Annotated in this window: 8 protein-coding genes; 7 read left to right on the top strand and 1 reads right to left on the bottom strand. The window is 62.9% G+C overall.

The annotated features are described in order from the left end of the window. Nucleotides 1-113: 113 nt before the first annotated feature. The gene (locus tag KVP10_RS03445) at nt 114-503 is read left to right on the top strand and encodes a TonB-dependent receptor domain-containing protein (protein WP_217963033.1); all 390 of its coding nucleotides are present in this window, start codon (nt 114-116) and stop codon (nt 501-503) included. A gap of 20 nt (nt 504-523) precedes the next feature. Next, nucleotides 524-1,699 (top strand): PepSY-associated TM helix domain-containing protein, encoded by a 1,176-nt coding sequence (locus KVP10_RS03440; RefSeq protein WP_217963032.1) that lies wholly within the window; start codon nt 524-526, stop codon nt 1,697-1,699. 46 nt (nt 1,700-1,745) lie between these two features. On the opposite strand, the gene KVP10_RS03435 is transcribed toward KVP10_RS03440, so the two are convergent. Next, nucleotides 1,746-3,263, bottom strand: a complete 1,518-nt coding sequence (locus KVP10_RS03435) for an MFS transporter (protein WP_217963031.1) — start codon at nt 3,261-3,263, stop codon at nt 1,746-1,748. A gap of 139 nt (nt 3,264-3,402) precedes the next feature. On the opposite strand from KVP10_RS03435, the gene KVP10_RS21375 reads away from it, so the two are divergent. The 5 genes from KVP10_RS21375 (at nt 3,403) to KVP10_RS03410 (ending at nt 9,690) form a co-directional block, all read left to right on the top strand. After that, entirely contained in the window at nt 3,403-4,029 is a 627-nt protein-coding gene (locus KVP10_RS21375) for a TetR/AcrR family transcriptional regulator (RefSeq protein WP_217963030.1), read from the top strand. 114 nt (nt 4,030-4,143) lie between these two features. Further along, nucleotides 4,144-4,653, top strand: a complete 510-nt coding sequence (locus KVP10_RS03425) for a sigma-70 family RNA polymerase sigma factor (protein WP_217963029.1) — start codon at nt 4,144-4,146, stop codon at nt 4,651-4,653. A gap of 15 nt (nt 4,654-4,668) precedes the next feature. Then, complete coding sequence (locus tag KVP10_RS03420; protein WP_217963028.1) at nt 4,669-5,736, top strand: FecR domain-containing protein; 1,068 nt, start codon at nt 4,669-4,671, stop codon at nt 5,734-5,736. Between the two features lie 179 nt (nt 5,737-5,915). Continuing rightward, entirely contained in the window at nt 5,916-8,432 is a 2,517-nt protein-coding gene (locus tag KVP10_RS03415; RefSeq protein WP_217963027.1) for a TonB-dependent siderophore receptor, read from the top strand. A 67-nt stretch (nt 8,433-8,499) separates the two neighbouring features. Further along, nucleotides 8,500-9,690, top strand: a complete 1,191-nt coding sequence (locus KVP10_RS03410) for an efflux RND transporter periplasmic adaptor subunit (protein WP_217963026.1) — start codon at nt 8,500-8,502, stop codon at nt 9,688-9,690. Nucleotides 9,691-9,722: the final 32 nt, after the last annotated feature.

The raw sequence follows: 9,722 nt of genomic DNA, 5'->3' as shown, positions 1-9,722 counted from the left end.
TATGAATACATCTCGGATTCCTAAGATAGAATCTACTGGGGACATCGGTATTCGCTCCATTAAGCTCGTTCTTCGCAAAAACAAGTTTAATGAATACCGCTTGTCCCCCGTTCATGAGGAAGAGCCAAACTGCATTCATCGGCCTCACCAGGACGCAGGGCGGAGCCTACGATGGGAATGCGGCGCCGGGGGCCGCGCCTTGGGCGACCAACCTGGGTGTCGAGTGGGATATGCCCGGCGTAGCCGGCTTGACGCTTTCGGGCCGTGTCATCAACACCAGTTCGCAGTACGTCGACAACGCCAACAAGCTCAAGATACCGAATTGGACCCGCGTGGACATCGGTGCGCGCTACGCCACGAAGGTCAGCGCGACCCCGGTCGTTTTCCGCGCCGGTATCCACAATCTGTTCGACAAGAACTATTGGGAGGGCGTCAACTCCCCGGGCACGATTACGCTCGGCGCTCCGCGCACCTTCATGCTTTCGGCTACGATAGATTTTTAATTGGTTTGTCGGACACGAGTATGTCTCCCTCAATACATAGGGGCTGGGCGCTTACGCATAAATGGTCTAGTTTGATCTGCACCGTCTTTTTGCTGGTGATTTGCGTCACCGGCCTGCCTTTGGTTTTTTCCGAGCAAATCCACGACTGGCTGGAACCCCACACCTATGTGCAACTGCCTGAGGGTACGCCGAACGCCAGCCTCGACGAGCTGGCCTCGTCCGCCCGCGCCTTGTATCCACAGGAAGTCGTGACCTCGATCTTCGTGGACGACGACGAGCCGCAGGCATACGTCTGGATGGCGCCGTCGTTCGAAGCGGCCAAGCGCGATCCGAAGTCCGGGCACTTCATACGCTTCGACGTGCGCACGGCCCAGGTGCTGGAGCAATCCAAGCCGATCGGCCAGCGGCCTCTGGGCTTCATGGATTGGATGCTGCGCTTGCATATGGACCTGTTCGCCGGCTTGGCCGGCGAGCTATTCCTGGGGGCGATGGCGGCGCTGTTCGTCGCCGCAATCGTGTCCGGCGTAGTGCTGTACGGTCCCTTCATGAGAAAGCTCGATTTCGGCACGGTGCGTTCGGGCCGCAGCCGGCGCCTGAAATGGTTGGACCTGCATAACCTCCTGGGTGCCGTGACGCTGGCCTGGGCCTTCGTGGTAGGGGCCACGGGCCTGATGAACGAACTGTCCACGCCCTTGTTCGCGGTCTGGCAGCACACCGATGTCAAGGCCCTGCTGCAGTCCTATCGAAACGAGCCCATGCCGCCCCAGGCCGGATTGAGCTCGGTTCAGGCCGCCTACGACACGGCTCGGCGCGCGGCGCCGAGCACGACGTTCACCGGTATCACCTATCCCGGCGCCGAGGGCGGCAGCCCCTATCATTACTTGCTTTGGGGCCACGGCAGCAGCACATTGACTTCGCGGCTTTTCACCCCGGTGCTGGTGGATGCCCGCAACGGGTCGCTGACGGCGGTCGTGAAAATGCCCTGGTACTTGCGGGTACTGGAGGTCTCTCGCCCGCTGCACTTCGGCGACTATGGCGGCCTGCCGCTGAAGATCATCTGGGCGTTGCTCGATCTCATCACCATCGTGGTGCTGTGCAGCGGCCTGTATCTGTGGTTTGCACGGCGCAGGACGTTTGCCGATCGTGTCGAGCGATTCGCGACGGCGCGCCCAATACCCCGCGGTGCGGACACATAGCCGAGGGCACGTTCTTGATGGTGGCGATGTTGTTTCCCGCCTAACCCTACTCGAGTCCTATGGTTGCAGGTTGATCCGCACGCGCGGCCCGATGGGCGGTAACGACAAGCGCTGTCGCCGCAACCAGCCCCAGGATGCCGGCGGATGCGGCCGCAATGCCGAAGCCGTGTGCATAGGCGTCTTCAAGGAGTCTCTTGAACAGGTCAGGCGCGATATGCAGCGTCGCGGGCCTTTCGTGACGATGAACTGCGGTGCCGGCGAGTGCGGCGGCCCCGGGCAGCCCCATGCTCGATAACACGCCGCCCAGCGATGCGACGGCCCGCACGCTCATGAAGGTTCCGAGCAGCGCGATGCCTATGGTCATGCCGCCTTGCCGCAGCGCATTCATCGTTGCCGATGCGGCGCCCGTACGCTCGCGCGGGGCGCTGGCCATCGCTGCGGCTCCCGTCGCCGGGACTGTCAGGCCGAGGGAAATTCCCAGCAACGCAAAGCAAAGCGCGATGATGCTGTAGGGCGTGACGGATGTAAACGCGGCCATGGCCAGCATCGAAAGGCCGAGCAAGATGTAGCCGACGATCATCAGGCGGCCTGTGCCATAGCGCTTGGAGAGCCTGCCGAAAAACGGAGAAACGATCCCCATCGCCAGGAATACGGGCGCCATGCGCCAGCCGGTTTGCGTCGCAGACCAGCCTTGCGCCTGCTGCAGGAACAGGGAAAACAGGAACAGGCTGCTGTAGCCTGAAAACCCAAGCACGAAGGAGGCGAAGTTGGTGCAGGCGAAATCGCCGCGCCGGAACAAGTCGACCGGCAGCACCGGGCGGCTCGAGCGCAACTCCACGGCTATGAACAAGACGAACGCCACCACGGCGGCGAGCAGGGCCGCGAGCGTCGGCCCAGCATCCCAGCCCTCGTGGCCGGCGCTGATCAGGGCATAGGTCAGGACGCCCAGGAAAATGACGGACAGCGCCTGGCCGGAGGGATCGAGCGCAGCGTGATCGGGGTTCGCACTTTCCTGTACGCTCCAGAGCCCCAGGCCTATCGTCAGGGCGCCGATCGGCAGGTTGACCAGGAAGATGCTGGGCCAGCCGACATGATCCACCAGCACGCCGCCCAGCATCGGTCCGAGGATCAGCGAGATTGCGCTGAAAGACGACCAGCCGCCAATGACATGCGCACGCTGGACCGGATCCGGAAAGGCCTGCGTGAGAATTGACAGCGCACCGGGAATTACCAGCGCGCCGCCGACTCCTTGCATGGCGCCTCCGGCAATCAGCATGGCCAGTGATGGTGCCAGCGAGCAAATGATCGAGCCAAAGGTGAACACCGCGACGCCGCCGAGCCAGGTCCGCTTGCGGCCGTAGCGATCCGCCAGCGGCCCGGCCGACAGCATGAATGCCGACAGGCACAGTGTATAGGCGCCGACCACCCACTGCAGGCCGGACAGGCTGATTCCCAGGTCCGCCTGGATGGCGGGGAGCGCAACGCTCACGATGCTGATGGCGAGCGAAGCCATGAAAGTTCCGAGATAGACGGCGGCGACGGCATAAGGGCGGCGGGTAATCATGGGTCAGCTTCCAAGTTCCTGGTTTTCAAGCATATTAGTCTTTAGACCGACCGTCGGTCAATATCTATAAGCTATTGAAGTAATGATGTAATATTGATTTCATTGACCGATGGTCGAAATGCATGGAGGAGGCCGGAAAATGGCAACCAGAGAAAAAACCGGCGGACTCATTCGAATTCGCCGCAGCCGGACCAGACGCATACTTCCCGCGGAAGTGCGGGTGGGCGACCTGATGTCGGCGGCCGCGGAGCTATTCATCGCCAAGGGCATCGAGGCTACGACCGTCAACGACATTGTGGAGCGGGCCGGCGTCGGCAAAGGCACCTTCTATCATTACTTCGAAACCAAGGAAGATGTCATCGTGGCATTGCGCGAACGCTTTTCGCGGGATTTCACCGACCAGGTGGCGCAGGCCGTGGCATCCTGTCCGGCGGATGACCACCGCGCGCGGTTCGCCGCGTGGCTGCGTGGGACGGTCCAGGCGTATATCGCCAATTACAAACTGCACGACGTTGTGTTCCACGAGTTCCGTCCCGGCAATCGCAACGTGAAGGACAAGGAGATCGTCCTCGCGCAGCTCGGGGAACTTCTCGCCGCGGGGGCGGCGGCGGGCGCATGGAAGCTGTCCGACACGCGCGCCGCTGCGATCGTGATTTTCGACGGCATGCACGGCATGGTCGATGATGCGATTGCGGGCGAGCCGCGCGATGCGGAACAGATCTGTCGCCGGCTGTCCGAGTTGTTTGGCCGGATGCTGTTGATTTGACGAGCCCAGTCAGATGTGTGGCGTGGCGTTGCAAAAATCTTCTCTAATGGCGATAATTGATATTAATTCTTATTTAGATTGGTGCTGCCCTGGGCGGACACCAGGGATCGGTCCGTGCCAGATCAGGCATCTTCACCCAGCGTCGAGACTCTTTACTACAGCCATCATGGGTGGCTGCAGGGATGGCTGCGCCGCAAGCTCGGCAATGCGTTCGACGCGGCCGACCTGGCGCAGGACACCTTCGTGCGCGTGCTTCGTGGACGGGAACAGGGGGCTATCCGCGAGCCGCGAGCTTATCTCACCACCATTGCCAACGGCCTGGTCGTCAGCCACTGGCGCCGCAAGGCGCTCGAACAGGCTTGGCTGGACACGCTGGCAGTGCAGGCGGAAGCGGTCGTACCGTCCCTAGAGCAGCGTGCTTTGATCCTGGAAACTCTGGAAGAGATTGCCGCCTTGCTCGATGGTTTGCCTACTCGCGTCCGTGAAGTCTTTCTATTTTCCCAGATCGACGGTTTGACATACCCAGAGATCGCCGTTCGCCTCGGCATCACCGTCAACGTGGTGCAAAAGGCCATGACCCGAGCCATGGCACAGTGCTATAAGGCGCTGTACATCAATGGCTGACGGTCTTGCTCGCTGATGGAAGATTCTGCCCGTTCCCCTTTGGATGACGCAGTCCCCGGTGCTGCCCCTGCCGTGGCGGGCGAGTCCGGAAGCGGGCATATTCCCGAGGCTATCGTAGAACGGGCCGTTGCCTGGTATGTGCGGCTTGCATCGGGCACAGCGACAGCTCGGGACCGGGCGGAATTCGGCCGCTGGCGGGCGGCCCACCCCGATCATGCCCAGGCCTGGGCGCGCCTCGAGCACTTGGGCACCCGCTTGCAGGGCAGCGCAGCGCGTGTCGCTCCGGCCCTTGCCCGGGCGACGCTGGCACGGGCAGCCTCTTTTTCCAGCCGGCGCCGGGCGTTCAAGCGACTGGCATGGATCGGCGCGGGCGGCGCCGGTCTTTATCTCTTCCAGGATCAGGTTCCTTGGCGCAGCGAGCTCGCCATTGCGTTCTCGGATGTGCACACGCCGACCGGCGAGCGCCGCAGTATGGTGCTTGCGGATGGAACGCGGCTGTTATTGAACACTGCGACTGCCGTCGAATTGCGTTTTGGCGCCAGCGAACGCCGCATTGTTCTGCGCAGCGGCGAGATCATGGTTGCGACGGCCAAGGATCCCGGGCGCCGGCCGTTCATTGTCGCCACGGCTGATGGAGAATTGAGGCCCATCGGGACCCGATTCACGGTGCGGCGCGACGCCGATGCCGGCGACCGGCGCTACACCCAGCTTGCCGTGACCGAAGGCGCCGTCCAGGTTCGTGCGATGCACGCAGGGTCGTTGCTCGTTCAAGCCCACCAACAAGTGCGTTTCACGTCCAACCATATCGAGACGCCTGTAGTGCTGGACGAAGATGGACAGGGGTGGATCCGTGGCATGTTCTCCGCCGAGGGCATGAGGCTGGCCGACTTTGTCGCCGAATTGAGCCGCTACCGCCATGGAAGGCTGCGCTGCGCGCCGGAAGTGGCGAACCTGCGTATTACCGGTGTCTGGCCTCTGGACAGCCCCGATGCGACGGAACGGATACTCGACTCGCTGGAGCGGCGTCTGCCCGTACGGATAGTCCGTTACACCCGCTACTGGGTGACGGTGGCTGCCCGATGATTCGTTGTGCTTACGCTGCCTGGGCTCCGGGTAGACGGTAGATACATTAAATTACAAATTGCCTGGCAGGTTTTTCGATCTCATGCGGCTTCCTCTTTAGAAGCCCCCGGGAATTGTCTTTCATCCATTCCTCGTCGGCGCTTTTCCTGACAACAAGCATCTACCGAGGAATCCGCATTATGGCTGTTCGCCGGGCACATCCGTCTTTTTCGCCGACATCCCGCAGGCACCGTGATGCGGGCGTGTGCCGTCCCGCCACGCGGGCACGGCATTCGCGGGCGCCTGTTGCACAGGCCGTGCTGTGGGTGTCGATGAGCGCCATGGCTTGGGCGCTTCCTGTGTTTTCCCAGGCCCAAAGCACGCAGGCCGCGGCGGCCGAATCGCGCCATCGTTTCGATATTCCGTCCGGCTCGCTGGACCAGGCGCTGGGGCGCTTCGGCCGGCAGTCCGGTGAGTCCATATCCGTCAACGCGGCACTGACTTCGGGATTGACCAGCCCCGGTTTGCGGGGCGACTACACCGCCGGCGACGCTCTGCGCCGGCTGCTGTCCGGAACCGGCCTGCAAGCAGTCCGTGACAATAATGGAGAATACACATTGAGGCCTATGCCGGTCTCCAAGGTCAATGGGAATGTGGCCACCTTGCCGGCGGTGACCGTGCTCGGAACCGCCGAGTCGGAGGCCGAGCGGCTCAATCCCCCCATGTCGGTGGGGTCCAAGATGCCGTTGACGCAGCGGGAGATTCCGAGTTCGGTCAGCGTAATCACCCAGCAACAGATCCAGGCCCAGAATGCGACCTCGGTCGATGATGTGCTGCGGTATGCGCCGGGCGTGGCCGTGGCGCTTGCCAATCCCAACGCCACTAGCTATCTGGTGCGCGGGTTCCCGATCACGGCTTTCCAACTGGACGGCGTGCCGACAACCATTCCGCAGAGCGGCAGCGCGATGGTCGCCGACGATATCGCGATGTTCGACCGTGTCGAAGTGCTGCGCGGGCCTGCCGGGCTGTTCAACGGTTTCGGTGGGGATGGCGGTGCGATCAATCTCGTGCGCAAGCGCGCGCCCTCGACATTCCAGGCCTCGGCGGACGTGTCGGTAGGCACTTACGCCGACCATCGTGGACAAATCGACGTCGGCGGCCCATTGAACGATGCGGGTACATTGCGCGGCCGGCTGGTGGCGATGCAGCACGACCAGCATTTGATGCAGGAAGGATCCTGGCAGCGAGACCAGCAGCTATACGGCACGTTGGAAGCGGACTTGACGCCGACGACGACCGCCCGTATCGGCATGAGCTATTCGAAGCAGTCCGGCCACATCATGTACGGGCTGCCGACATATGAAGATTATTCGATCGTCGCGGCGCCGCGCGACCAGTATATCGGCGCGGACTGGGACCACTTGTCGGCCGAAAAGACGAACATCTTTGCCGGGATCGAGCAGAAGCTGTCCGGTGGCTGGGTCGCGAAACTCGCATACAACCACGTGCAGTCCAGCCAGCATTTCATGAATGGGGTTCCGGGTTCGTATGTCGATCCGGTTACGTACGACGGCAACCCGTACAGCTACAACTACAAGGACCAGAACACGCAGGATGCCGTGGACGCATACGCGAGCGGGCCATTCATGCTGTTCGGCCGCAAGCATCAGTTGACGATAGGCGCGAACTATCTGCATCAATCCGACCGCTCGACACAATACTTTATCAACCCGGCAAGCGGGCTCGACATGTGGGGGGATTTCTTCACGAGCATCTTCGACACGTCGGTCTATTCGAACGATTTTGCCGGCGGCCCACAGAACGATTTCCGGACTGTGACCAACCAGTACGGGGTCTATGGCAACGCCCGCTTCAATATTCTCGATCCGCTGACGCTGATTGTCGGCGGGCGCGCCACATGGTGGGACAACACGCTGACGCCGAATGCCGATCCCTACTACAACCAGTTTGGCGAAACCTATTCGCATGATCGGGCGGGGCCGAAAATCACGCCGCTCGTGGGCCTTGTCTATGACATCAATAACATCTATTCCGCGTATGCGAGCTATACATCGATCTACAAGCCGCAGACTTCGTTCTTTTCCTATGACGGCCAGATGATCAAGCCCGTGACCGGAAAGCAATACGAAATCGGCCTGAAAGGCGAGTACTTCGGCGGCAAGCTGAATACCTCGGTCGCGCTGTTCCAGATCGACGAGAGCAACCGGGCCTTCTCCGACCCTGGGCATCAGGGCTTTTACATTGCCCAGGGCCGCGCGCGCAGCCGTGGCGTCGAGTTGACCGCCAGCGGCGAGGTCCTGCCCGGTCTTACTGTGTCGACAGGCTATACGTATGTGGCGCTGCGCAGCCTCGACCAAAGCGTAACGTCCAGCACGCCGTTCTCGTTCACGCCTAAGCATCAGTTCAAGTTGTGGGCCAATTACCAATTGCCCGGCCAACTGCACAATTGGAATGTCGGCGGCGCGGTGTATGCAACCAGCAGCACCTATTTCTCGAACGGCGCGGGCGACACTGTTGCACCGGGCTATGCGACGGTCGACGCAACGGTGGGCTACCAGTTTTCGAAGAGACTGTCCGCCTCGGTGAGCGTCACCAACTTGTTGGACCGCAAGTATTTCGCGACGGTTGCGGGCGCCGCCGGCAATTATTACGGCAATCCCGCGAAAGTGCTGCTTGCGTTGCACTATAAGATGTAGCGGGGCAATCGGGTTCCGCATGTCTGTGCCGCGATTTGCGAACGGATCCGATAGAGGCAGGCGCAGTATGCCTGCCTCGTTGCGTTCCATCGTGCCGGCCCGGCGCCTGGCTGTTGTGCTCCTTCTGCTATTGCTGGCCTTCACGCTCTGGTGGATGCTGTTCAGGGTGCGCACCGTCGTCGATACCGTCACGGTGGGGCGCGGCGACATCGAGGTCAGTGTTACGGCACTGGGCACCTTGCAGCCGCGCAGCTACGTGGACGTGGGGGCGCAGGCCTCGGGCGAGATCCGCCGCATCGCCGTCGAGGCGGGCAGCGTGGTGAAGAAGGGCGAGCTGCTGGTGGAAATCGACCCGGCGGTGCAGCAGGCCAAGGTCGACGCGGATCGCGCCGCGCTCGACAGCCTGCGCGCGCAGCTTGCCGAACAGGAGGCCGAGCGCGACCTGGCCCAGGTGCAGTACGCCCGCCAGCGCCGGCTGGCGGCGCAGGATTCCGTCAGCCGGCAGGACGTCGACAGCGCCCGGGCAAGCTGGCGCGTGGCCGTGGCGCGCGTGGCGGACCTGCATGCCCAGATCGAAGGCGCCTCCTCGACGCTCAAGGGCGACCAGGCGCAGCTTGGCTACACCCGTATCTACGCGCCGATGAGCGGCACGGTCGTCACGCTCGATGCCCGGCAGGGCCAGACGCTGAACGCCACCTACCAGACGCCGAAGATCCTGCGCATCGCCGACCTGTCCGCCATGACGGTCTGGACCCAGGTGTCGGAGGCCGACGTGCGGCGCGTCAGGCCTGGCATGCCGGTGTACTTCACCACGCTGGGCGATGACCGGCGCTGGACGGGCAGGGTGCGCCAGATCCTGCCTGCGCCGCCCAATCCGCCGGAATCTGCGTCGTCCGACTCCTCAAAGGCTGCCTCGGCGCCCTCTGCCGGCAAGGTGGTGCTCTACACGGTGCTGTTCGACGTGGACAACGCCGACGGCGCGCTGATGCCGCAGATGAGCGCGCAGGTATTCTTCGTCGAGGCCGCCGCACATGGCGTGGTGCTGGCGCCGCTGACCGCGCTGCAGGCCGTCGCGGACACGCCGGGCAGGTACACGGCGCGGGTCCTGGTCGCCGACGGCGATATCGCGGTCCGAGAGGTCGGCATCGGCGTGCATGACCGCCTGACGGCCGAGGTGCTGTCGGGCCTGGCGCCCGGCGACCGGCTGGTGACCGGCATCCGCCATGAGCGCGCCGCCGCCGGGAGGTTCCGGTGGTAAGGCAAGGCGGGCCAAGTATCGGTGCGCAGCTC

The sequence above is a fragment of the Candidimonas humi genome, assembly GCF_019166065.1.
In the GTDB taxonomy this organism is placed as follows: Bacteria; Pseudomonadota; Gammaproteobacteria; order Burkholderiales; family Burkholderiaceae_B; genus Candidimonas; species Candidimonas humi.
Note: the sequence above shows the minus strand (reverse complement) of the source record. Positions and strands in the feature narration are given on the sequence as shown.